Consider the following 25,136-nt stretch of genomic DNA (forward strand, 5'->3'; position numbering starts at 1 on the left):
TTAATCTATCAAACCCAATACCGAACTGATCGGCTGGTCGCTATCTATTAATATACCGGTAACGCCGGCCAAAGTACCTGCCTCAACGTCGCGTTCGCGGTCGCCAATAAAGTATGATCTTGATGGGTCGATATTATATTTTTCGATGCCTTTTAGCAGCATGCCCGGTTTTGGTTTGCGGCAATCGCAGTCGCCGGTAAACTCGGGGTGATGCGGGCAATAGTAAAAATCGGTAAACTCAACGCCGTGCTCGTGGTAAACTTCGCGCAGGTGCTGGTGCATTTTGGCCAGCTCATCCTCGGTATACCAGCCTTTGGCCAGGCCGCCCTGGTTGGTGGCAACTATAAGCAGGTAGCCTTTATCCTGTAAGGTTTTAAGTGCCTCAAAATTGTTCAATACATGGAAATCCTCTAAGCGGCGTACATAGTCGCCCATTTCCTGGTTAAGTACACCGTCGCGGTCAAGGAATACTGCTTTGTTCTTTTCTTGCATTTGTTTGATTTTTTTGCAAAATTAGCAATTCTAAAATTTTAACTGACCCAATAAAGCAAAAGCGAAAAACTCACTTATCGCAATAATCCTGCGTGTAGATAGAGTAAATCGGAATTCTATATTATCCTTATCCAGTTTTCAAAATAAAATTCTGATTTTAGAACGATTCTAATTTCATGTAAATATGTAATAAATAATACTTTTTGTTAAAATTATATTAAATAATTGATGGATAATGTTAGCTATATTAAGAAAGTCGCAAAAATAATGAGCTAATTTTAAGTCTTTGTCAATTTAATTATCTTCGTAATTACACCCTAATTGAAACGGTTTAATTTTTATTATGAATCAAACTGATAGCCACCAGGGCCTTTACAGGCCTGAATTTGAACATGACTCGTGCGGAACCGGATTTATTACTAATATAAACGGCCATAAGGAGCATAGAATTGTAAGCGACGCGCTTACCATGCTTGAAAATATGGAGCACCGCGGCGCCTGCGGATGCGATCCGGAATCGGGCGATGGTGCTGGTATATTAATACAGCTGCCACATGAATTATTAATGGAGGAGTGCTCAAATCTCGAGATCAGCCTGCCTGAACCGGGTGAGTACGGTGTGGGGATGATATTTTTCCCGAAGGACTCAACGCTGAAAAAGGCCTGCCGCACCATTATTGATAAGGCTGTTGAGAAGCTTGGCCTGCATAAGCTGGGTTACCGTAAGCTTAGTACCGATAATAGCGTTATTGGCGAAACTGCCCGCAGTGTAGAGCCTGATAGCGAGCAGATATTTGTTGCCAAGCCTCACCATATTTTAAATATTGACGATTTTGAGCGCAAGCTGTATGTGTTGCGCCGTTATATTAATAAATCGGTTACCGAGCAGTTTCCGAAGGCTGCCGAGAGCTTTTATTTTACATCGTTCTCTGCTAAAACCATTATCTATAAAGGCCAGCTAACTACTTACCAGTTGCGTAAGTATTTCTCTGATCTTTCTGATCCGCGTGTGTCATCAGGTTTTGCCTTGATACACTCACGTTTCTCAACCAATACTTTCCCATCGTGGAAACTGGCCCAGCCATTCCGCCTGATAGCGCACAATGGCGAGATCAACACCCTGACAGGTAACCTTAACTGGTTTTACTCAGGCCTGCAATCGCTGGCATCATCATACTTTACTAATGAGGAGATGGAGATGCTGTTGCCGGTTATTGATAATAACCAGTCTGATTCGGCTTGTCTGGATAACATCATCGAGATATTGGTGCATACCGGCCGTTCATTACCACACGTAATGATGATGCTGATACCTGAAGCATGGGATGGTAACGAGCAGATGGACCCGATCAAAAAAGCATTCTACGAGTATCATGCTACCCTGATGGAGCCTTGGGATGGCCCTGCCGCCATCAGCTTTACCGATGGTAAACTGGTAGGTGCCGTGTTAGATCGTAATGGCCTGCGCCCGCTGCGCTACGCTATCACCAGTGATGGCCGCGTTATTGCAGGTTCAGAAGCCGGTGTATTGATCATTGACGAAAGCACCGTAGTTAAAAAAGGCCGTTTACAGCCGGGTAAAATGTTCCTGATCGATACCGAGCAGGGTAAGATCATTACCGACGAAGAAATTAAACACGAAATAGCCTCGCGCCAGCCTTATGGCCGTTGGCTGGAGAACTATAAAATTCGCCTTAACGAGCTTACCGAGCCCCGTTTGGCATTCGCCTCATTAAGTGCCGATTCGGTTTACCGTTACCAAAAGGTATTTGGTTACAGCCGTGAGGATACTGATCTGATCATCAAATCAATGGCGCTGGATGGCAAAGAGCCGATAGGTTCAATGGGTACCGATGTGCCGTTGGCTATCTTGTCTGATAAGCCTCAGCACCTGTCGAGCTACTTTAAGCAATTTTTCGCGCAGGTAACCAATCCTCCTATCGACCCGATACGTGAGCGTTTGGTAATGAGCCTGGCTACCTTTATTGGTAACAATGGTAACTTGCTTGATGAGGATAAAATGCATTGCCATTGCGTAATGCTTAAGCACCCGATATTAAAGAACCACCAGTTAGAAAAACTGCGTAGTATTGATACCGGCCTGTTCCACGCTAAAACACTGCAAACCTACTTTAAGGCTGATGGCCTGCCGGGTTCGCTTGAAAAAGGTATAGCAAGGCTTTGCCGTTATGCCGAGGATGCCGTTGATGATGGCTTCGAGGTATTGATCCTTTCAGATCGCGCGGTGGACTCAGAACACGCCCCTATACCATCACTGCTGGCCGTATCAGCCGTGCATCACCACCTTATCAAAAAAGGTCGTCGTGGCGCGGTGGGTATTGTAGTTGAAAGCGGCGACGTTTGGGAAGTACATCACTTTGCTTGTTTATTGGCATTCGGTGCTACGGCTATCAACCCTTACCTGGCGCTGTCAACCATCGAAACCATGTTGGAGAGTGGTAGCATGGAAACCAGCCTTGATCTGCGTCAGCTGCAAAAAAACTACGTTAAGTCGGTTAACGATGGCTTGTTAAAGATATTCTCAAAAATGGGTATATCTACACTGCAATCATACCACGGCTCGCAGGTGTTTGAAATACTGGGTATAAACCAGGATGTGGTTGATAACTACTTTGTTGGCGCAGTTAGCCGTATAGGTGGTTTAGGTTTGGATGAAATAGCCCGCGAATCGCTTACCAAGCATCGTGCAGGTTTCAACATCAATAAAGAGGACGATGCCCACTTATTGCCCGAAGGTGGTATTTACCAGTGGAAACGCAGGGGCGAGGCGCACTTGTTTAACCCGCAAACCGTACACCTGTTGCAGCACGCTACCCGTACCAACAACTACGAGGTTTATAAAAACTACTCAAAGCTGATTAACGAGCAGGGCGAAAAACACTACACCATCCGTGGTTTGTTTGATTTTGCCCACCACCGCGAACCGATCAGTATTGATGAGGTTGAATCGGCCGAAAGCATCCTGAAGCGTTTTGCTACCGGTGCCATGTCATTCGGTTCAATTTCGCACGAGGCGCACAGCACGCTGGCTATTGCCATGAACCGCATAGGCGGCAAAAGCAACACCGGCGAGGGCGGCGAGGACGAAATGCGTTTTGAGAAACTGCCAAACGGCGACTCAATGCGTTCAGCAATTAAACAAATAGCATCAGCACGTTTCGGGGTAACCTCAAACTACCTTACCAATGCTGATGAGTTACAGATAAAAATGGCGCAGGGCGCTAAACCGGGCGAGGGTGGCCAGCTACCCGGCCATAAGGTTGACGACTGGATAGCCAGAACCCGTCACTCTACACCGGGTGTAGGTTTGATATCGCCGCCGCCGCACCACGATATTTATTCTATCGAGGATTTGGCGCAGCTGATATTCGATTTAAAGAATGCTAACCGTGCCGCGCGTATCAACGTTAAGCTGGTGTCAAAAGCAGGTGTAGGTACTATAGCCGCGGGTGTGGCTAAAGCCCATGCCGATGTTATTTTGATTGCCGGTTATGATGGTGGTACAGGTGCATCGCCAATAAGCTCTATAAAGCATGCAGGTTTACCTTGGGAGCTTGGCCTGAGCGAAGCACACCAAACACTGGTACGCAACAAACTGCGCAGCCGTGTGGTTTTACAGGCCGATGGTCAGTTAAAAACCGGTCGTGATATTGCTATTGCTACCTTATTAGGTGCCGAGGAGTGGGGCGTTGCTACCGCTGCTTTGGTTGCAGGCGGCTGTATCATGATGCGTAAATGTCACCTGAATACCTGCCCTGTAGGTGTGGCCACGCAAGATCCTGAACTGCGCAAGCTGTTCTCGGGTGATGCCGACCATGTGGTTAACCTGTTCAAATTCCTGGTACAGGAGTTCCGCGAGGTAATGGCCGAGTTAGGTTTCCGTACCGTTAACGAAATGGTTGGCCGTGTACAATTCCTGAAAGTAAAAGATAATGTTAAGAGCTGGAAAGCCCGCACTATCGATCTGTCTGGCATATTACACCCGGTAACTAATGCCAAAGGGGCTACCTTGTACAACAGCGAGAGCCAGGATCACGGCATGAGCAACATCATCGACTGGAAATTGCTTGAAGCGGCAAAACCTGCCTTAGAAGATAAAACCCCGGTTTACGCTTCATTCAATGTAGTTAACGTTGACCGTACCATTGGTACCGTGTTATCAAACGAAATATCAAAGAAATACGGTTCGGCCGGTTTACCTGCCAATACCATCAACTTTAAGTTCAAAGGTTCGGCAGGGCAAAGCTTCGGCGCGTTCGCTACCAAAGGTGTATCGTTCGAGCTGGAAGGTGAGGCTAATGACTATGTAGGTAAAGGCCTTTCGGGCGCGCAACTGGCTATCTATCCGGCTGCTAACGCCACCTTTAAACCGTCGGATAATATCATTATAGGCAACGTGGCCTTGTATGGTGCAACATCGGGCGAGTTGTTTGTGGGCGGTATGGCAGGCGAGCGTTTCGCGGTACGTAACTCAGGTGCTACCACGGTAGTTGAGGGTACCGGCGATCACGGTTGTGAGTACATGACCGGTGGCCGCGCGCTAATATTAGGTAAAACCGGCCGCAACTTCGCGGCGGGCATGAGCGGCGGTTTGGCTTGGGTATACAACCCGGACAATACCTTTGCCGAGAATTGCAACACCGAAATGGTTGACCTTGACCCGCTATCAGTTACCGACGAGGAAGAAATACTGACCCTGCTGCGCAAGCACATACAGTTAACCGGCAGCAAGCTGGCACAAGGATTATTGGATAACTGGAACGAGGTATCAACCCAGTTTGTAAAGGTTTATCCAAAAGAGTACAAAAAAGTTATCGAACAATCACAATATCAAACTACAGCATAATTATACGATGGGAAAACCAACAGGATTTCAGGAATTTAACAGAGAGCTTCCCGCTAAAACACCCGTTGCCGAACGTGTTAAGAATTATAACGAGTTTGTAGGATTGTATAGCGATGAAAAGCTGAACCAGCAATCGGCACGCTGTATGAATTGCGGTATACCGTTTTGCCATTCAGGCTGCCCGCTGGGTAACATCATTCCGGAGTTTAACGATGCGGTTTACCGCAAAAACTGGAACGAGGCATATAACATACTTTCATCAACCAATAACTTTCCGGAGTTTACAGGGCGCATTTGCCCGGCTCCGTGCGAGTCGGCCTGCGTGTTAGGTATCAACAAACCGGCCGTAGCCATTGAGGAGATCGAGAAGCACATCATCGAGATAGCTTACTCAAAAAACCTGGTTAAGCCAACAGCGCCGTTGATCAAAACAGGTAAAACTGTAGCGGTTGTAGGTTCAGGCCCTGCGGGTTTGGCTGCCGCTGCCCAGTTAACAAAGGCCGGCCACAGCGTAACCGTTTTTGAGCGCGACGACCGTGCCGGTGGTTTATTACGTTACGGTATCCCTGATTTTAAGTTAGAGAAATGGGTGATTGACCGTCGTGTAAAGGTGATGGAAGATGATGGCGTAGTGTTTAAATACAACACCGAGGTAGGTAAGGATATTGCCGCCGATGAAATTGTACGCAGTTTTGACGCCGTGGTATTAGCAGGTGGTTCAACCATTCCGCGCGATCTGAAAATTCCGGGTCGTGAGTTGAAGGGCATCCACTTCGCTATGGACTTTTTAAAACAACAAAACAAACGTGTTGGCGATAGCCCGTTCACTATCGAAGATATTTTAGCTACCGATAAGGATGTAATTGTTATTGGTGGTGGCGATACCGGATCAGACTGTGTGGGTACATCAAACCGCCAGGGTGCAAGTTCAGTTAAGCAATTTGAGGTAATGTTTAAGCCTGCCGATTCGCGCCCAAGCAGCACGCCTTGGCCAAGTTTCCCTGGCCCGGCAGTGTTAAAGATCACCAGCTCGCACGAGGAAGGTGCCGACCGTTACTGGAGCATCAACACCAAAGAGTTTTTGGGTGACGAGAATGGTAACCTGCGCGCCGTAAAAGTGGTTGACCTTGAGTGGGAAGTTGACTTTTTAGGTCGCCCGGTTAAGTTTACCGAGGTTGCCGGTACCGAGCGCGAGTTGCCTTGTCAGCGAGTATTCCTGGCTATGGGCTTTGTGCATCCGCAATTTGAGGGTGCCCTTGAAACCCTGAGCGTTGAGCTTGACGAACGCAAGAACGTTAAAGCCGCCGAAGGTGTTTACCGTACCAACGTAGGCAAAGTATTTGCCGCAGGCGATATGCGCCGTGGCCAATCGCTGGTAGTATGGGCAATATCCGAAGGCCGTGAAGCTGCCCGCAAGGTAGATGAATTCCTGATGGGTCACTCTATATTGGAAAGCAAAGACGGCGTTAACGAGTTTGAACAGGCTTATTAGTCAGTGGGCATTGGTGAATGGTCAGCTGTCAATTTGATCGACTAATGCCTTTTAAAAGAATATTAAGTTTAGCCGGGCGGTTTGTACGTCCGGCTTTTTTGTTGAATGGAAGCTCTAACTTTTCCCTCCCCCATGTCATTTCGACGTAGGAGAAGTCTGTCGCTTTGCTATGAACGTGTGCAGATTTCTCCTACGTCGAAATGACAGGGTTTTTATTTGAGCGAGGCTCTATCTTCAAATCTTGTCATTTCGAGCGATAGCGAGAAATCTGTCTGCGTTTGTAACCCAACGACAGATTTCTTCTCGTACCTCGTTCGAAATGACATGGTTTTATTAAAGAACTCGTTTTACTGCTTCAATTTTGACGACAACAAAGTAACCGTCAATCCCATTACGGCTATAATAGTGTACGATACCCTTAAATTAGTTGCAGCAGCCGCGAAACCTATGATGGGAGGGCCTAACAGGAAGCCTAAGAAACCCACTGTTGATACCGCCCCTAATGCCACCCCGGCCGACATGGTGGTTGATTTACCGGCCTCGCCGTATACCAGCGGGATGATGGATGATACCCCAAAGCCCACTATAAAAAAGCCAGCTATGGCGGTATATAAATAAGGGAGTATTACCGATAACAGTAAGCCAGCGGCTATCAGCGCGCCGCTTAGTTGCGACATTTTCTTCATGCCGAAACGGGCGGTAAACCAGTCGGCTACAAAGCGGCCACCGGCCATGGTACACATGTAGGCGGTGTAACCCGCACCTATCCAGGCTTTTTTGGCGTGTACAATTTCTTTAAAGTAGATGCCGCCCCAGTCAACCATAGCACCCTCACACATCAGGCCCGAGAAGGCTATCACACCCAACAGCATCAACGCCTTATCAGGCTTGGCAAACACTGGTTGATCTGCCGAAACACTGCCTTTATCCTTAATTACATATCCCGAAACAATGGCGGTAATTATAAGCACAGCCACGGTAATAATTACATAATGCCAAAATGGTATCAGCTCAAAGCCGATCATCATGGTGCCTATGGACGCACCGGTAAATCCAGCCAAACTCCACAAACCATGAAACGATGCCATGATAGGCTTGCTGTACAATGCTTCAACCTGCACGGCCTGCGTGTTCACCGCTATGTTTACCATATTGCCGCTAAAACCGAATACGAACAAACCGGCTAACAGTGCGTAAACCGATGGCGAAAGCCCGATAACAACAAGCGTTAACGCATATATAACCGTAGCCGCCAGTACCACTACACGACTACCAAACTTAGCCGTAAACCATCCCGAAAAGGGGAGGGCAACCATCAATCCGGCGGGGAGGGCTAATAATAGGCCGCCTATTTCGGCCTCGTTAAGTTGAAACTTTTGCTGAAATGTTGGTATGCGCGATGCCCAGCTTGCAAAGCACAAGCCCTGTGTAAAAAACAATGAGCTTACGGCCACACGGTGCGCCAGGCGCGATACGGTTTTTTGCGGAGCGGGGGTAATTACAGCAGTATCAGTCATCAGCATTAAAATAATGATGCAAAGCTACTGTTTTTCAGAGTGTAATTAATACACTTAGTGTTTTATGGAATATTAAATTGACGAAACGCTGATGCGCTAAAGCCTTGACTTACTTATCGCTCGGATTCTTTTTATTGCTGAGCAGCATTTGCACCATCTTTTCGATGCGGGTATGGCGGGTTTTTTCCTGTTTGGCGCTCAATATCCAAACCACATATTCCTTTTTGTGGCTGTAGGCCAGCTGCTCAAAATAGCTAATAGCCGTAGGATGATCACTTAGCGCTTCGAGCACATCAGGCGGCAGCGTCACTGTTTTTTGTTCGGTATTGATGTATTGGCCGTAATCGTTTTGCTGGATGGCCTCGTTGCGCGAGTCTGATTTTTTGACCAGATCCTCCGGCTTAAAGCGCAGGGTGGTCCACGTTTTATCAATAGCTGCCGACGTTACCGGGCGCAGGCCGTGTTGGGTCATTACATCCCAACTGCCCATCATCTCCAGATCGGTGGCAATGCCGCTGTTCTTTTTGGGGTATATTACCCAAAGTATGGTATCAGGTTTTAGTATGCTTTTTAGTGATGATATGGTAGCATCAAGCTCATTAGCATTGGTCACAAAAAACTGGATTCCATCAAACTGGTCATAAATAGCAGTGCTGATGGTTACATCGTCATGAGGTTCAAGCAGGGTGTAATAACCTTCGGGAGCATTAAGTAACAGCCAATGCTGCCCGGCTTTCATCTGTAGTTTCTTGGCTAATGCGCTGATCATGCTTTGTTGAGTTTGCTGAAAAAATCCCACAACACAATACCTGCCGATACCACTATGTTAAACGAGTGCTTGGTGCCAAATTGCGGTATCTCAATACAGGCATCAATATGTTGCATCACCTCATCGCTCACACCGTTAACTTCGTTGCCGAATATGAGGGCGTATTTTTCGTTAGACTGAGGAGCGTAAGTATCCAGCATCAGGCTTTTTTCGGCCTGCTCAATGGCTATTATTTTATATCCCTCGGTACGTAGTTGCTCAACAGCTTCGAGCGGGGTTTTGTAATATTCCCAATCCATTGATGTGGTAGCGCCCAGGGCGGTTTTTTCAATTTCGCGATGCGGAGGGCAGGCCGTAATGCCACACAGCGCTATTTTTTGAACCGCGAACCCGTCAGAGGTACGAAAGATGGAGCCGATATTGTGCATGCTCCTCACGTTATCTAACACCACGGCTACGGGTAGTTTGTCCTGTTCTTTAAATTCATCAACCGTTGCCCGGTTCAGCTCATCAAGCTTTAATTTGCGCATGGCCAAAGGTATTAAAACAGGGCAGTATATACAAAAAGGCAGCAGCGTACGCTCACTTGCACATCAGCCTAAACATATTTACATTGCACCAAAATATAAAGCCATGAAACAGTACCTCCTCACCGCGTTTGACCATACCGATACCGAAGCCCTGCAACGCAGGCTTGATGTGCGCCCCAGGCACCTGGAAGTGGTAAAGCGGCTAAAGGCAGCGGGCAATTTTATTGTGGGCGGTGCCATGCTTAATGATGCCGGGCAGATGATCGGTTCAACCATGATAGTACAGTTTGAAACCGACGAGCAACTGGAGCAATGGAAAAATAACGACCCCTACGTTACCGGCGGCGTTTGGGATAAGATTGAAGTAAAGCCATTTAAAGTAGCCAACGTATAACCACTGTATCAACCTGAATAATTTTAAGCTTTTTTTGTAATGATCACTTTTAAGAATTTAAGAGCCGTAGCAATGGCCATGGCTTTAATGGCAATAACTATCACAGCATTGGCCAAGGATGGGAGTTATTATCAGCTAAAGGTATATCATTACAAAACCCAGGCGCAGTTTGAGCAGTTGAACGCTTACTTGCAGCAAGCCTACGTGCCCGCCCTGCATCGGTATGGAATAAAAAAGGTGGGTGTATTTGCCACCCTGCCCGATGATACTGCCGATAGAAAGGTTTATGTATTCATCCCCATGAAAAAGCTGAGCAAGCTGGAAGAAATTGACCACCGCCTGGCTGCCGATCAAAAATATATTGCTGATGGCGGGGCCTATATCAACGCCGCGTTCAATGGCTCGCCCTATACCCGTATCGAGAATATTTTGCTGAAAGCCTTTTCGGGTATGCCCAATGCCGATGTTCCCTCACTAAAATCTCCAAAGGCCGAGCGTATTTATGAGTTGCGCAGTTACGAAAGCGCTACCGAAAAATATCACTTGAACAAGGTAGATATGTTCAACACCGGCGACGAAATATCGCTGTTTAAAAGGCTTGGCTTTAATGCCGTTTTCTACTCGCAGGTACTATCGGGCGGGCGCATGCCTAACCTGATGTATATGACCACCTTTAACAACCGCGATGAGCGCGATAAACACTGGCAGGCTTTCAATACCGACCCGGTTTGGAAAGTGCTATCGGCAAAGGAACAGTATAAAAACAATGTTTCGCGCAACGAGATCGTGTTTTTGCGACCGGTTGAATATTCTGATTTTTAGTGAGATATACCCTTTTCTGAAAAATATTAGAAAATATTTCTGCACGCAGGCAACCCTTACCAGCAACCGGGCGTAATTGCTGATAAATAAGTTGAGGTAAACAGGTTTATACCTCAAAGCAGATAGTTTAATATGCGATATTTATAGTAATAAAATCAGGACCGGCCCCCGATCTATATGGCAGAAAGAAACTTACAGGAGCTGATTGAAGGCTGCATACGGCAAAACCGGCAAAGCCAAAAGGAGCTGTACAAATTGTACTATGGCTATGCTATGGCTATCTGTTTGCGCTATGCCAATGATAGGGATGAGGCCGCGGGTATCATGAATCAGGGATTTTTTAAGGTGTTTAAGTACCTGAAAAATTATGACGAGAACCGCCCCTTCAAGATATGGCTGGGCAAGATCATGACCAATACCGCTATTGACCATTACCGCGCCGCGGCACGTATGGCCGTGGTTGAGGAGCTGGATAAGGCCGAGAACGTGAGCGATGTTGACATGGCCGATAAGCGATTGAACTATAACGATCTGCTAAGTATGATACAGCGGTTGCCACGCGCCTACCGCCTGGTGTTTAACCTGTTTGCCATTGAGGGCTATACCCACGAGGAAATTGCCGATATGCTGGCCATTAGCACGGGGGCATCAAAATCAAACCTGCACAAAGCCAGGCAAAAGCTTAAGTTGATGATTTTGGCGGCAGACAGGAATGATAACGGCAATTACAATGGTGGAGGCATACAATTTACGCCCATAGTAGCTATGAACGGAATACACTTGAACCAGAACTATATAATTAACAATTTTTTAAGGTGATGGATCAGGAGAAGGATAAAAAATTGGATGAGTTTTTCAGTAACGCCATGCACAACCATGATGAAATAGAATTTCGTGAGCAGGATTGGGGCATGATGGAGGATATGCTTGACAGGCGCCGTCGCCGGCCGTTGGTGATGTGGATGCGTGTTGCGGGTGGCATAGCGGCCTTGTTGCTGATAGCGTTAGGTGTATGGTGGCTGATGCCCAATAATTATATAAAACAAGAACAAACCACAGCCAGGGCCAAACAGATAAAGCCGGAGCAGGAGATAGTGAAGAAGAACGATAAGCCGTTGGTTGAGGTTAATGGAGATAGCATAGCCGGGCCAACTGTACGTGGGGGTACTACAGAAGGAACAATACAACGAAGCAAAAGTTCAGGTCCGGCAGCTATTCCTTTATTGGTTGATAAAATTAAAGGCATAGATACCGGTGTAAAACCGACTAACAACAGCCAGGTAGAAAGCATAGCATCTGTAAAAGCAGATAACAGCAATAAAATGATAGATACCACCAATAGCGATATAACCACCAAGCAGGCCGATGTAATAGCCTCGCAAAAGGTGGATATGGATACTGCGGCGGTGGATAATAAAGAAACAGGCGCGCGTTCAAAGCCGCAAAAAACAAGCAAACGGCCGGTGTTTGCGGTTAGCGTGCTTGCCGCGCCTGATGTTAATGGCGTTGGTTCGTTTGGTGAGGGTAAGATGGGCATGAACGCCGGGGTGATGTTCAGCATGAAACTGGGCAGTAAGTTTACAGTGAGTACAGGCGCGGCGTACTCATATAAACCATACGCCACCAGCTTTAGCAACTACCACACCATGTACCGTTTCGCGGTTGACCCGAACAGTGTTATGGCCGATTGCCGGGTACTGGATATACCCCTCAATGTCGACTATAAATTCTATAGCAAAAAACAGAATAGTTTGAGTGTGGGCGCGGGCTTGTCATCATGGTTTATGCTGAACGAAAAATATAGTTTCAGCTACACGGGTAATTACAGCGGGCCGCAATCATACAGTGTATCAAACCAAAATAAACATATACTGGGTGTGCTTAACCTACAGGCTACTTATCACCGGCAACTCAACCAAAAGGCGGGTATAGCGATACAGCCATTCATGAAGCTGCCGCTAACTGATATTGGGTACAGCCAGGTGCGTTTGCAAAGCCTCGGTATAGCAGCCGGATTAACATGGAACATCAGCCCATGATAAACTAAAAAACATGAAATATTTATTGATTTTAATTGCCCTGACAAGCGGATGGCTTGGTCAGCAGGCACCCTCTGCGCTTTATGTTAGCAAAAATGCCTCGGTAACCTTGTATTCCGAAGCCCCGCTGGAGAACATTGAAGGCTCATCAACCGACGGGAAATCAGTATACAATGCCGCGACCGGCGAACTGGCTTTTAACGTAGCTATACGCTCGTTCAAGTTCCAGAAATCATTAATGCAGGAGCATTTTAATGAGAATTATATGGAGAGCGATAAATATCCGCAGGCATCATTTAAAGGTACCGTTACCGAAAAGCCCGATGTTACCGCTAACGGCAGCTACCCGGTAACCGCAACCGGTGTGTTAGATGTGCATGGCGTAAAGCAGCAACGCACTATTAAGGGCAAAATCAATGTAAACAACGGCAAAATAACCATCACCTCTGAGTTTATGGTTAAGTGCGCCGACCATAAGATAGAGATACCCAAGCTGGTATTCCAAAAAATTGCCGAATCGCTAAAAGTAACGGTTTCGGCCAACTACACAGCATACAACAAAAACCCCACAAAATGATCATGAAAAAAGTATGTATCGCATTGGCCCTGCTGTTGTCGGGCCAAACAGTCAGGGCACAAACGGATACATCGTCGGCCGAGGCGGTAATGTCGTCACTTACCGCCGATGAAAAGCACGATGATGTGATTGCCAGCTTTAAGGCCACCCGGCTCATCTATTCGCAAACTACCGAAACGGTGAAAAAGCACAACCTCAACTTTTTGGTTACCCACCGTTTTGGCGATATAGCGGGTGCCGAGGGAGGTGGGTCAACGCTGATCGGTTTAGATAATTCGAGCGATATATTCATTGGCTTTGAGTATGGCTTGACCGATAACCTCGATCTGCAATTTGGCCGCAGCAAGTTTGAGCAATTGATTGAGGCTGGTTTTAAATACGCCGTACTGCATCAAAAGGCCGATGGCAGTATGCCATTCTCGTTAGCCGTAGCGGGTAAGATGGGGCTGAAACCCTACAGCGTAAATACCGATGTGTTTGATGATTATACCAACCGCATTAACTATATGGCGCAGGCCATAATCGCCCGTAAATTTTCGTCGAGCTTTTCAATGCTGATATCGCCAACGTTTGTGCGCAATAACCTGCCGTTCCCTTTTATTAATGGTAACGAGAAGGATTTTCTGGCCATCAGCGCGGCGGCAAGGTATAAGTTAACCAAACGCTTTGGCGTGGTGGTTGATTACGCGCATCCGTTCTCATCATTCCGCAATAATAGCGATAACCCTAAATTTTACGATCCGCTGGGTGTAGGTATTGAGGTTGAAACCGGCGGCCACGTATTTACGCTCAATTTCTCGAACGCCAAGGCTATATCTGAAATGAATTACTTGAGCGATACCGAATCGAGCTGGGGGAAGGGGCAGTACCGCATAGGGTTCACCATATCGCGCATGTTCGATCTCGGGCCAAAGAACAAAAACAAAAAACAATCAAATTACTAACGTTATGGAAAGAAAAGAATTTCTATCAAAACTGGGCATTGGCTTTGCCGCGGTTTGTGTAGGATGCGGCGTAGCCGCCTGTGGCAGCTCAAAAAGTAACGACCCGACACCTACTCCGCCGGGAGGCGATGACGACGAAAACCTGTTCAGCATCAACCTGAATAGTGAGCTTACATCGGTAGGGCAATCAAAGGTATCAAACGGTGTAATACTGGTACGCACCGCCGCCGGTAATAACGAAAGCTCGTTCACGGCTGTGCAGGTGGCATGTACACACCAGGGTACGGCCATAAACTATAATAATGCGCAGGGCAGGTTTATTTGTCCTAACCACGGCAGCCAGTTCAGCAATTCGGGTGCGGTGCTGGTGGGCCCGGCCACTACGGCCTTAAGGCAGTATAACATCGATATTAATGGCAATACGCTAACGGTGTCGTAAAACGGATATTCTTATAAGGTTTAAGCGATTTGGCCTGTGCCCTAATAGGGTACAGGCTTTTTTATGGGCTATGATGAATGCGAGCGAACTAATTTTAAAATTCTACGTATATAGGTGTCTGTAAAAAGGCTTAATCACAACTTTGTTGTATTTTTCAGCGATATTTGCCATTGATTAGGCATATATTGCCGAATATTACACTTAAAATACGCTTAATGAAAATAAAGGTACTTTCAGTATTTACTTTCCTGCTTTTGTTATTACAGCAATATAACGCTAAGGCGCAGGTGAGTATTGTACAGGATATATCGGAAGTATATGTTGATAAGCTGGTTAACGTGGCCAAGCAAAATTATCCCCGCGTAAAGAGTTTTCAGAGCCGGGTTGATGTTGCCAGGGCAAACGTATCCATATCGGCGGTATCCATATTTGATGCGCTGAGTTTGTCCTATATCTACCAGCCGGATAATGTTACCGTGGTTGATCCAACCAATCCGGGTACGCGTTTTTTTAGTGGCTTGCAGTTGGGCGTTTTTATTAACCTGGGTACCATATTGCGTATGCCCATGAATATTAAACGCGCCAAGGCCGAACGCAGGCTGGCCGAGAACGAGCGCGACGAGTATCAGCTTACCATTGCCGCCGAGGTTAAACGCAGGTATTATTTATATATACAGCGTGTTGGGCAGTTAAAAACCCAAACAAGGGCCTGGCAGGAAGCCGAGAATGGTATTAAGGACATTGAGTATCGTTACAAAAAGGGTGAGGCTACTTTTGAAACCTTTAATACAGCGCAGGTACAGCTTACTGAGCGCCGTACCCAAAAAATAGAGGCAGAGGCCAACGTTTTCATATCAAAGGCCGACGTGGAAGAAATGTTAGGTGAAAAGCTGGAAAACATAAAATAATACATGGAATTCGGTAAATTTTTTAGACTGCTGCTTAAACATAAGTATACCCTTATAGCGGTACCTGTTATAGCGGTTGTTATTACTTATTTTTTGGTGCGTAACCTGGCCGATGTTTATACCTCAACATCGCAGTTGGCCACCGGTATTGTTGACCCTACGCAGCAGGTACTCAATACCGAAGCTCCGCAGGAATCAAAAATAAGCCAGGAATTCAGTAACCTGGTGCAAATACTACGCTCAACCAAGATACTGGATCAGGTATCGTACCAGTTGATGCTGCACGATCTGACAAGTGAGAAGCCTTTCCGTAAACCGAGCGCGCTGTTAAATGAACTTAATGCCGATGCCCGTAAGCATGCCGTAGAGGTATATACCCGCCTGTACAATAACAGGCAGGAGCTTATGCTTTTTGATAAGGATCAGAACGGTTTGGACCGCGTGCTGCAATCCATGAAGTATGATGATCAGTCGTTATTAAAAACACTGACCATTTACCGACTGGAGAACAGTGACTTTATTAATGTACAGTTTGATGCTGAAAACCCGGAACTGACTGCCTTTGTGGTGAATAACGTTTGTAAGGAATTTATAAACTATTACACCTTTATAGTTAAGGAGAACCAGCGTAAGGCCGCTACGTTTTTGGGTAAACTGCTGCAAAACAAACAGGATTCGCTGCACGCATTAAATGATTCGCTAAAGCAATACAAGATCAAGAACCGGGTGTTCAGTCTTACCGAGCAGGCGCGTAGCTTATACGGCCAGTTGGCTGATTACGAAACTCGCAGACAGGAGAATGAAAAGGATGTGGTATCAAGCCGTGCTGCTATCCGCAGGATAGATCAAAGCTTTGACCCGGCCGACAGGCAATATATTGAAAGCTCGATGACGCGTGTTAACTCACAGATCACCGAGCTCGACAAACAATTGAATGCCGCTAACAATGCCTACATCGAAAGTAATTTCGACCCTGAATACAAAGGCCGTGTAGATTCATTGACCAATGTGATCTCATCAAAGATCCGCCAATCATCTGATAAATATATCCTCAACCCGCTATCGGCCAAGCAGGAGCTGGTGAATACCAAGCAAACGCTGCAAACCGCTAATGTGGTAGCTAAAAACAGCCGCAGCTCCATTGATAAGGAATTAGGCAGGCTGAATCGTCGCTTTGATAACCTTGTACCACACGAAGCCGTCATTGGCGCATACGAAAAAGCCATTAACATAGCCCAGGAAGAATACCTTACCCTGTTGGCCCGGTACAACCAGGTTAGCATGGAGGCCAGCATGTCGGTAACGCTTAAGCAGGTAGTGGCCGCAATGCCGGGCGAGGTGCAGCCATCTAAAAAGATGCTGCTGGTTATTTTAGCCGGTGTGGGTTCATTCGGTGTATGCGTTGTGGTATTGTTCGCTTTATTCTTTATTGATAATACTGTAAAAACATCAAAGGAGCTGGCTAATCGTACTAAAATATCGGTATTGGGTTATCTTAATTTATTGGATAATAAGGTTATCGACTTTAAAAAGCTTTGGGATAGTAACGATACGGATGGAAACACCCGCACGTTCAAAAATCTGCTCCGATCATTACGCTACGAGATAGATACCGAAATGCGGGGCGACAAGATATTGCTGGTGAACAGCCTAAAAGCCAATGAGGGTAAAACGGTTGTTGCGATTAGCATGGCTTACTCGCAGGCGGTTATCAACAAGCGCGTTTTATTGATAGACGGTAACTTTGAGGATTCGGGAATTACCCGCATGACCAAGCCTGCCAATTACTTGGAAGATTACCTAACAGGCAAAACCACCGGTACTGATAATAATACGGGTATGATCACCGTTTGGGGCAACCGCGGTGGCGATATATCATTATTTGAGATACGCCCCGAGCATGAGGTGAAGGAGAAGCTGGAGAGTTTGAAACAGATTTATGACCTGATCATTATTGAAACATCGGCACTAAATACTCTTAACCGTTCAAAAGAGTGGGTTGGCGTTGCCGATAAAATGATAGCGGTGTTTCAATCGGGCCAAAACCTTACTGAGGCACAAGCGCCGAACATTCAATACCTAAAATCCGTTAAAAATAAATTTATGGGTTGGGTGCTTAACAAAGTTACCGATGTTAACCCGTCAGATAAAAAAGCTTAATAAGGCGTTATATGGCTGTTATTAAAATAGTATGGATTATTGTTCAGGTATTGATAGGGTACAACCTGGTGTTGCCTTTTGTGCTTTACCTGCTATCGTTAACCACACGTAAAAAGCTTTATCCGTCGTCAATTAACGAGGCCGATTATGCTATCATAGTTACCGCTTACGAGCAAACATCATCACTACCATCAGTAGTAAACTCCATACTGCGTGTAAATTACAGCAATTATCTTGTATATGTGGTGGCCGATAAGTGCGACATCAGCAACCTGCATTTTGATGATGAAAGGGTAGTGCTGCTGCGCCCGCCCGAAACACTGGCGAACAATATTAAATCGCATTTTTACGCCATTAATAATTTTCGTCGCCCGCATGACAGGCTGACCATTATTGACAGCGATAACCTGGTGCACCCATCATACCTGCACGAGTTGAATAAACTGTTTGATGCCGGTTACCGTGCCGTACAAGGCGTTCGCGAAGCAAAGAACCTGGATACCACCTATGCCCGTTTAGATGCCGCCCGCGATATTTATTATCATTTTTATGATGGTAAACTGTTGTTCGGTTTAGGTTCATCGGCAACCTTAGCCGGTTCGGGTATGGCGTTTACCACGCAGCTGTACCGCGAATGTTTGGAGCATAAAGAAATATCGGGCGCCGGTTTTGACAAGGTTTTACAAGCCGAAATAGTAGGCCGTAACCTGCGCATAGCCTTTACCGAAAGCGCTATTGTGTACGATGAAAAAACCACCCGCTCGGATCAATTGGTAAAACAACGTTCCCGCTGGATCAATACCTGGTTCAAGTACTTTGCCTTTGGTTTCACCATGATAGGTAAGGGCATAGGCAATTTTAGCCGTAACCAGTTATTATTTGGGTTGATATTGTTGAGGCCGCCGCTATTCATCTTTCTGATTTTGTCGGGCTTATTTATGTTCATTAACCTGTTTTTGAGCATCACGGTGGCATTTACGTGGCTGGTGGCATTTGTGCTGTTTGTACTGGGCTTTTACCTGGCGCTGGCAAAATCACCTACTGATAAGCGTATATATCAATCACTTATCAATATCCCGAAGTTTATTTTTTACCAGGTGCTATCGCTGATCAAGGCACGTAAGGCCAATCAGCATTCGGTAGCAACCCAGCATTACCATACCGGCGAAACGGAAACAGGGGAGAAGTAACCATGCGTGTAAATCCGGCAGAAGAAGTTATACATAGCAAACGTTTTCAGCACCGCTACCAGCGCAGGCTTAACCGTTTAATGCGTATAGCCGCCATAGCATTGGCCGCGGTAACTACTTACGCGCTTATATTCAAGATCGTATTTTTTTAAAGCAAACAGGTGGATAACATTCAGCTCAAAATAGATAACTCGTTAAGTGCCGGTGTTACCGGGGGCGGGCTTTTGGGCAGGCTTAAAAAGCTGTTGTTTGTTGATGAGCTGAGCAGCCGTACAGGCATCATTCTGCTGATTATTTTAGGGCTGGCTTTTGGCGCGGGTATAGCCAAATTCGGTGTGATATTCAGTGCGCTGGTTTTCGGTACTATAATAGCCGTTTGGGTACTGGCGGGCATTGTAGCATCTGTTGAGTTTGGTATATTGGTTGTTGTAGTGATGGCCTTTATGCTGTTCATGCTGATGCGTATAGGCATATCGGGCCCGGTAGGTATTTTGATGGATGCCTTGCAGGTGGTATTGATGATCAGCACAGCGGTACGCCTTAAACGCGAGCGTAACTGGGAGATGATGAAAGGCCCGGTAAGCAACGTAATACTGATATGGATAGGCTATAATATTCTGGAATTTGTAAACCCCTCTGCCGAATCGCGCCTGGCCTGGATATATACCATACGTACGGTGGCCATTGTACTTATCAGCTACTTTGTGTTTGTTTATAATATACGCACTATGCGTATGTTGCGTATAGCTATAAAAGTTTGGCTGGCATTGGCGGTAATAGGCGCTTTGTATGCTTATAAGCAGGAGCATATCGGTTTTTCGGCTGCTGAGGATGCTTACCTGCACTCTGACCCGGAGATAGCTTCGCTGTTATACATTGGCGGGCATTGGCGTAAATTCTCCATATTTTCTGACCCGGTGGCATTTGCCTATAACATGGTGATGCCGAGCATTATCTGCATTTGTATAATGGCCGGTAAATTCAAGGTATGGCAAAAAGTGTTGGCCGGGGTGTTTACCTGCATGTTCCTGCAATCCATGCTGTATTCTGGTACGCGTGGAGCTAACGTGTTGTTACCGGCAGCTATGGTGCTGTTCGCTATCCTTAATTTTAACAAAAGGGTGCTGATGTTCGCTATAATGGGCGCGGTGTTTTTGGTGGTGCTGATCAACATACCTACCAGCAACCCAAACATTATGCGTTTCCAAACGGCTTTCAGACCAAATAATGATGATTCGTATAACCTGCGTAAAATGAATCAGAAACGCATTCAGCCTTACATACAAACGCATCCGTTTGGTGGTGGTTTGGGTGCAACGGGTACATGGGGTAAGCGTTTCGCGCCGGGATCATACTTGGCTAACTTTCCGCCCGATAGTGGTTATATGCGTACCGCGGTTGAGCTGGGTTGGGTAGGGCTCACCATATTCTGTACCATGGTGTTCGTTATCCTTAAAACGGGTATAAACTATTTTTACAGGATAAAAGACCCCGAACTGAAAACCTATTGTTTGGCCATGACGCTGGTTATATTTGCTTACAACATCGCCAATTTTCCGCAGGAGGCATTGGTGCAATACCCATCAAATCTGTTGTTCCCGTTGGCAGCAGCGCTAATAACGGTGAGTTACAGGCTTGACCAGGAAAAGCGTTATAACCATGAACCTGTTGAGCAGGAAACCGTTAAATACTGATACTATGAGCGCTACCGACAGCATACAAAACCGTAATATTGTAATTGTAGGCCAACAACCCTGGGATGTTGAGATAGGAAGCAATTGCAAAAACCTCGCGCTTGAATTTAGCAAGCATAACCGTGTGCTGTACGTAAACTCGCCGCTCGACCGTATCACGCTGTATAAACAGCGCGAAGACCCCAAAGTACAAAAGCGCATTGATGTTATTAACGGCAAAACCAACGGACTAATAACCTTACAGGATAACCTGTGGAACCTGTATCCTGATAAGATGCTGGAATCCATCAACTGGGTGCGGGGTAATTTTATTTATGATACGCTGAATAAGATCAATAACAAGCGTTTCGCGTCATCCATCAGCGCGGCTGTAAAGCAATTGGGTTTTAAGGATAGCATCCTGTTCAATGATAACGATATGTTCAGGAGCTTTTACCTGAAAGAGCTTTTGCAACCTGATATAAGCATATATTACTCGCGCGATTATATGCTGTATGTTGATTACTGGAAACGCCACGGCGAACGTATAGAACCCCTTATTATAGCCAAAAGCGACCTTTGCGTAGCCAACTCCACTTACCTGGCCAGCTATTGCGGTAAATACAATAAAAACTCGTTTTACGTAGGGCAGGGTTGTGATCTGGAAATGTTCACCAATCAAACCGATCTGCCGGTGCCTGATGATGTGGCAGCCATCGGCAAACCCATTATAGGCTATGTTGGCGCCCTGCAAAGCATCAGGCTGGATATTGAATTGTTGGCCCATATCGCCATCACCAAACCCGACTGGAGCATTGTTTTAGTAGGGCCGGAGGATAACGAGTTTAAGGCAAGTAATCTGCATACCATACCTAACATTCATTTTTTAGGGCCTAAGTCGGGCAGCATGTTGCCCGCTTATATTAATGCCTTTGATGTATGCCTTAACCCGCAAAAGGTTAACCAGGTTACTATCGGCAATTATCCGCGTAAAATTGATGAGTACCTGGCTATGGGCAAACCAACCGTTGCCACACGCACCGAGGCTATGAGTGTTTTTGCACAGCATACCTACCTGTGCGATACTAAAGAGGATTATGTTAACGCCATCCAAAAAGCGCTTACTGAGAACTCGCCCGAAAAGCAAGAGGAGCGTGTAGCCTTCGCGTCAACCCATACATGGGAGAATAACGTAAAGGAAATTTACAAAGCCATCAACACCGTTAAAGCTACCCGTTAATTCTGTTTTGATTTAAAGGTAGCCAGATCGTAGTTGTGTTTTACGTTGCGGTATATCATCCTCGCGAAAGCCACGAATGGATTGGTGCTCTGCCTGAAATCGCTGCGTTTCATGGTCGATGGTTCGTCGGCAGGGTTTATCTGATCGAACAATCCTTTAAAGTCCTCGTAAAATATAGCCTTGCCTTTGTTTTTGATAAATGATATAGCCATCAGAAATTCGGTGCGGTCGCCCTTCAAGCCCTCGGCATAACGCCCAAATTTGCTGAAGAATGATGTACGGCGCAAATGCGGGTGATCGCTGTAAACATGGAATTTACGGTAACCCGGCTTCCAGATACTGAACATCATTTCCGAAAAACCTTTTCTTAATGGCTTAAGGTACGGGTATTTAAAGTAAGCGTAAAAACGGGCCATATCCAGTTCGGGGCGCTCGTTCAAAATGTCAAGGGCATCCTGCAAATGTTCGCCATATCCCGGGAATGGATCAAAATCTTCCTGAACGTACAAAGTATATGGCGTTTGCACAGCATCCTGCCCCTTGTTAATATTATTACCCAAACCACGGTTTTGCGGCGTAGTTATCAAACGGAAATTGTATGTAACGGCCAGCTCACGCAACTTATCCTGGTGCTCCGGGCGACTGCCATCATCAGACACCACAATGTCGGCAAAGTTGATGTTCTGGTTCGCGAAGGCTTGTAGCAGGCGTTGTAACGATTGGCTGCGGTTATAATGGGTTACAAGCAGGGTAATGGTATCAAACATAGGGGTTATACTTTCTTAAACAGCACATCATAAGTCCACTTCAGCAATTTAAATTGCAGGTATATTGCCCGCGCCGTAAGGGCGAGCGGATTTTTGCTCTCGCGCCATGAGGCCCTGCCCATGGTGCTTGGCTCATCTGATGAATTTTTTTGATAGAACAGATCAGTAAACTTATCAAAAAATATGCCTTTACCCTTATGCTGAATGAATGATAATGCCATGCGATACTCTGTCAAATCTCCCTTTATACCTTCGGGATACCTGCCAAACTTTTGCAAAAACGTGCTGCGGCGCAAATGCGGATGATCGCTGTACACATAAAACTTAAGGTGATTATTTTTAAATGGCGATGCCGAAAACCTCATCTCCGAAAAACCTTTGTTGTAGGGCTTGGTATACGGATATTTAAAGTAGGCGTAAAAGCGGGCTATATCCAGCTCGGCGTCGGTTTCAAAAAAATGCAGGGCATCCTTAAAATGCGCGGCGAATATCTCCTTTGGTTCAAAATCTTCCTGAACGTACAACGTATAAGGCGTTTGCACAGCATCCTGACCTTTGTTGATGTTGTTGCCCAGGCCACGGTTTTTGGGCGTAGTTACCAACCGGTAATTGTAGTTGGATTGCATATCCTGTAGCTTTTCAAGGTGCTCAGGGCGGCTGCCATCGTCAGACACCACAATGTCGCCAAAGGTCATACCTAAATGTCTGAAAGTGTTAAGCAGGCGTTCGAGCGAGCGGCTGCGGTTATAGTGTGTAACCAACAGCGTAACATCCTTAAAGTATAAATCAGGATCGGTCATACAATCTTTTACGCAATATATACCGTATAAGGTTTAATATTGCTTTGTTTATTTTTTTAAGCTAATATGCAACAAAAAGATGTTTTATCAACACAAGTTTTATAAACGCTGTATATCAACCCCTTCATGCTAACAAAATTATTGGCTCTTATTAAAAATAAGCATTTCCTGTCGCTGGCGGGCAACATTATCATGTCCGGCCTGGGTATGCTTACCACTGCCATCCTCTATCACTCGCTAACTTTGTCTGAAATGGGGGTGTGGGTTATATTCCAGGCAACTATTCTTTTTGTTGATACATTCAGATCAGGTTTTTTGACCACCGCGTTCATTAAATTCTATGCCGGCGCTACTCCCGAACGTGCCGCCGAGGTGGTGGGCTCAACCTGGTACATAGCTTTGGGCATAACAGGTACGCTAATATTGTTCAACCTGCCGGTGCTGTTTTTTATGCAGTATATTCATGACGACGGGTATATCATGTTCCTAAAATATTTTGGGCTAACCTACATTCTGTCATTGCCTTGGTTTATAGCGAGCTGCGTATTACAGGGCGAGCAACGGTTTGATAGGCTTTTATATGTCCGCTTTGTAAACCAGGGCAGTTTTATCTTGATAGTGATATCGTTGCTTATATTCCACAAGGCTAATTTGTACACGGTGTTGTATGCATATCTGGCATCGCACGGTATAACAAGCTTATATACGCTGGTAATGCGCTGGACGAGGATCAATACCCTCGGTAAACGAAATAAGGAAACTACAGCTACTATATTCAACTTTGGTAAGTTTAGCGTAGGTACAACGTTAAGTTCAAATATGTTCCGCCTGTCCGACGTGGCCATAATCAACCATTTTTTGGGCGCTGCTCCGGTGGCCATCTATAATTTAGGCCAAACATTAATGCAGTTGGTAGAGATACCCCTGCGCAGTTTTGCCGCCACGGGGATGCCATCACTCTCTGCCGCTTATAACCAAAACAGCCGTAGCGAGGTTATCTATATCATGAAAAAGTATATCGGCTTAATAACCGTTGTGCTAATACCTGCCGCTATTGTAGGCGTTTTACTTGCCGATGTGCCTATTTACATGATGGGTGGCGGTAAGTACGTAGGTACCGAGGCCGCTAATGTGTTCCGCCTGTTCATGACCTTCGCATTGCTGTTCCCTGCCGACCGTTTCTTCGCGCTAACACTTGATGTGATACATAAACCGAAGATCAACTTTTACAAGGTACTGGTAATGCTGGTAGCCAACGTAGTGTTTGATGTGCTGGGCGTGGTGGTATTAAAAAGCATTTACGGTATCGTGCTGGCATCTGTAGTGCCAACCATTGTTGCTGTGGTTGTGGGCTATGTTGCGCTGAACCAATATCACAAATTTTCATTCGTCAGTATATACTCTCTCGGTTTTTCGGAAGTGAAAATGTACTGGGGACAGATGCGAGAAAAACTTAAACGGTAAACTATTAGCTTTAAAATGAGTTAACTAATAGTAAAAGCATTAGTTTGCGTAT

General features: G+C 45.9%; 22 protein-coding genes. 16 read left to right on the plus strand and 6 right to left on the minus strand.

What is annotated here, in order from left to right:
• Complete coding sequence (locus IM792_RS17900) at nt 1-492, minus strand: HAD family hydrolase (RefSeq protein WP_194103276.1); 492 nt, start codon at nt 490-492, stop codon at nt 1-3.
• A gap of 343 nt (nt 493-835) precedes the next feature.
• Between IM792_RS17900 and gltB the strand changes: the two genes are divergently transcribed.
• Nucleotides 836-5,359 (plus strand): glutamate synthase large subunit, encoded by a 4,524-nt coding sequence (gene gltB, locus IM792_RS17905; protein ID WP_194103277.1) that lies wholly within the window; start codon nt 836-838, stop codon nt 5,357-5,359.
• 7 nt (nt 5,360-5,366) lie between these two features.
• The gene (locus IM792_RS17910; RefSeq protein ID WP_194103278.1) at nt 5,367-6,851 is read left to right on the plus strand and encodes a glutamate synthase subunit beta; all 1,485 of its coding nucleotides are present in this window, start codon (nt 5,367-5,369) and stop codon (nt 6,849-6,851) included.
• Nucleotides 6,852-7,198: 347 nt separating this feature from the next.
• Here the strand turns inward: IM792_RS17910 and IM792_RS17915 are convergent, their stop codons facing one another.
• The 3 genes from IM792_RS17915 to IM792_RS17925 all read right to left on the minus strand — a co-directional run bounded on the left by IM792_RS17915 (nt 7,199) and on the right by IM792_RS17925 (nt 9,667).
• Nucleotides 7,199-8,368 (minus strand): MFS transporter, encoded by a 1,170-nt coding sequence (locus tag IM792_RS17915; RefSeq protein ID WP_194103279.1) that lies wholly within the window; start codon nt 8,366-8,368, stop codon nt 7,199-7,201.
• Nucleotides 8,369-8,477: 109 nt separating this feature from the next.
• Nucleotides 8,478-9,137: a YdeI/OmpD-associated family protein gene (locus IM792_RS17920; protein ID WP_194103280.1), complete on the minus strand. Its 660-nt coding sequence runs from the start codon at nt 9,135-9,137 to the stop codon at nt 8,478-8,480.
• Entirely contained in the window at nt 9,134-9,667 is a 534-nt protein-coding gene (locus IM792_RS17925) for an RNA methyltransferase (protein ID WP_194103281.1), read from the minus strand. Before IM792_RS17925 ends, IM792_RS17920 begins: the two co-directional genes overlap by 4 nt.
• Nucleotides 9,668-9,770: 103 nt before the next feature.
• On the opposite strand from IM792_RS17925, the gene IM792_RS17930 reads away from it, so the two are divergent.
• The 13 genes from IM792_RS17930 to IM792_RS17990 all read left to right on the plus strand — a co-directional run bounded on the left by IM792_RS17930 (nt 9,771) and on the right by IM792_RS17990 (nt 22,053).
• Nucleotides 9,771-10,061 carry a YciI family protein gene (locus IM792_RS17930; RefSeq protein WP_194103282.1) on the plus strand — a complete coding sequence of 97 codons (291 nt, stop codon included), beginning with the start codon at nt 9,771-9,773 and terminating at the stop codon, nt 10,059-10,061.
• 87 nt (nt 10,062-10,148) lie between these two features.
• Nucleotides 10,149-10,883: an NIPSNAP family protein gene (locus IM792_RS17935; protein ID WP_228085246.1), complete on the plus strand. Its 735-nt coding sequence runs from the start codon at nt 10,149-10,151 to the stop codon at nt 10,881-10,883.
• 177 nt (nt 10,884-11,060) lie between these two features.
• The gene (locus IM792_RS17940) at nt 11,061-11,702 is read left to right on the plus strand and encodes an RNA polymerase sigma factor (protein WP_194103284.1); all 642 of its coding nucleotides are present in this window, start codon (nt 11,061-11,063) and stop codon (nt 11,700-11,702) included.
• Complete coding sequence (locus IM792_RS17945; protein WP_194103285.1) at nt 11,702-12,922, plus strand: outer membrane beta-barrel protein; 1,221 nt, start codon at nt 11,702-11,704, stop codon at nt 12,920-12,922. Before IM792_RS17940 ends, IM792_RS17945 begins: the two co-directional genes overlap by 1 nt.
• 13 nt (nt 12,923-12,935) lie before the next feature.
• Nucleotides 12,936-13,499, plus strand: a complete 564-nt coding sequence (locus IM792_RS17950) for a YceI family protein (protein ID WP_194103286.1) — start codon at nt 12,936-12,938, stop codon at nt 13,497-13,499.
• A 2-nt stretch (nt 13,500-13,501) separates the two neighbouring features.
• Nucleotides 13,502-14,443, plus strand: coding sequence for a DUF5777 family beta-barrel protein (locus tag IM792_RS17955; RefSeq protein ID WP_194103287.1), 942 nt, complete (start codon nt 13,502-13,504; stop codon nt 14,441-14,443).
• Nucleotides 14,444-14,447: 4 nt separating this feature from the next.
• A complete protein-coding gene (locus tag IM792_RS17960; protein WP_194103288.1) occupies nt 14,448-14,882 on the plus strand; it encodes a Rieske 2Fe-2S domain-containing protein in 435 nt (144 codons plus the stop codon).
• Nucleotides 14,883-15,097: 215 nt separating this feature from the next.
• Nucleotides 15,098-15,790, plus strand: coding sequence for a TolC family protein (locus IM792_RS17965; protein ID WP_194103289.1), 693 nt, complete (start codon nt 15,098-15,100; stop codon nt 15,788-15,790).
• Nucleotides 15,791-15,793: 3 nt separating this feature from the next.
• A complete protein-coding gene (locus IM792_RS17970) occupies nt 15,794-17,950 on the plus strand; it encodes a lipopolysaccharide biosynthesis protein (RefSeq protein ID WP_194103290.1) in 2,157 nt (718 codons plus the stop codon).
• A gap of 11 nt (nt 17,951-17,961) precedes the next feature.
• Complete coding sequence (locus IM792_RS17975) at nt 17,962-19,140, plus strand: glycosyltransferase (protein ID WP_194103291.1); 1,179 nt, start codon at nt 17,962-17,964, stop codon at nt 19,138-19,140.
• A 2-nt stretch (nt 19,141-19,142) separates the two neighbouring features.
• Complete coding sequence (locus IM792_RS17980) at nt 19,143-19,292, plus strand: hypothetical protein (protein WP_194103292.1); 150 nt, start codon at nt 19,143-19,145, stop codon at nt 19,290-19,292.
• Nucleotides 19,293-19,301: 9 nt separating this feature from the next.
• Nucleotides 19,302-20,834 (plus strand): O-antigen ligase family protein, encoded by a 1,533-nt coding sequence (locus IM792_RS21480; protein ID WP_347343826.1) that lies wholly within the window; start codon nt 19,302-19,304, stop codon nt 20,832-20,834.
• Nucleotides 20,835-20,838: 4 nt separating this feature from the next.
• Nucleotides 20,839-22,053: a glycosyltransferase gene (locus tag IM792_RS17990; RefSeq protein ID WP_194103293.1), complete on the plus strand. Its 1,215-nt coding sequence runs from the start codon at nt 20,839-20,841 to the stop codon at nt 22,051-22,053.
• Here IM792_RS17990 and IM792_RS17995 read toward each other — a convergent pair.
• Together IM792_RS17995 and IM792_RS18000 are read right to left on the minus strand one after the other, a co-directional pair.
• Entirely contained in the window at nt 22,050-22,820 is a 771-nt protein-coding gene (locus IM792_RS17995) for a glycosyltransferase family 2 protein (protein WP_194103294.1), read from the minus strand. The two genes, IM792_RS17990 and IM792_RS17995, sit on opposite strands and share 4 nt — an antisense overlap.
• A gap of 5 nt (nt 22,821-22,825) precedes the next feature.
• A complete protein-coding gene (locus tag IM792_RS18000) occupies nt 22,826-23,620 on the minus strand; it encodes a glycosyltransferase (RefSeq protein ID WP_194103295.1) in 795 nt (264 codons plus the stop codon).
• Between the two features lie 126 nt (nt 23,621-23,746).
• On the opposite strand from IM792_RS18000, the gene IM792_RS18005 reads away from it, so the two are divergent.
• On the plus strand, nt 23,747-25,084 hold the full coding sequence (locus IM792_RS18005; protein WP_194103296.1) for a lipopolysaccharide biosynthesis protein: 1,338 nt from the start codon (nt 23,747-23,749) through the stop codon (nt 25,082-25,084).
• Nucleotides 25,085-25,136: the final 52 nt, after the last annotated feature.

It is taken from the genome of Mucilaginibacter sp. JRF, assembly GCF_015223065.1.
GTDB lineage: Bacteria > Bacteroidota > Bacteroidia > Sphingobacteriales > Sphingobacteriaceae > Mucilaginibacter.